The organism is Ralstonia sp. Ralssp135, assembly GCF_047304345.1.
GTDB lineage: Bacteria > Pseudomonadota > Gammaproteobacteria > Burkholderiales > Burkholderiaceae > Ralstonia > Ralstonia chuxiongensis.
This window is the reverse complement of the sequence record NZ_JBGLYZ010000111.1, coordinates 1-253: the sequence shown is the minus strand read 5'-3', so window position 1 is coordinate 253 and position 253 is coordinate 1. Positions and strand designations below refer to the sequence as shown.

The 253-nt window shown below is 60.9% G+C and carries 1 protein-coding gene; it reads left to right on the top strand.

Annotation, left to right across the window (positions count from 1 at the left end):
• Positions 1-253, top strand: a 253-nt coding sequence (locus ACCD03_RS25590; protein ID WP_413413292.1) for a hypothetical protein, incomplete at both ends; no start/stop codon positions are given.

Genomic DNA, 253 nt, shown 5'->3' with positions numbered 1-253 from the left:
CCACCGCTTTGCGGAGGTATTTTTCGACTGTCGATCGCGCGCGCCAAGACGCCTCCGTTCCGCCGGCTGATCTGGATGGCGTCGCATCGAGTGCCCAGCTCGCTGCTCAAAAGAACCTACTCAGGAGCCAGCGTGATGACGGACTCCGTCAGCTCGGCAAAACAAAGATGGTCGAGGTCAAGGTCGAGTCAATCAGTCTAGGCATGCCGGCGACGGCGCTCATCGACGTGTGCTGGGACGTGCGCGATGTGGA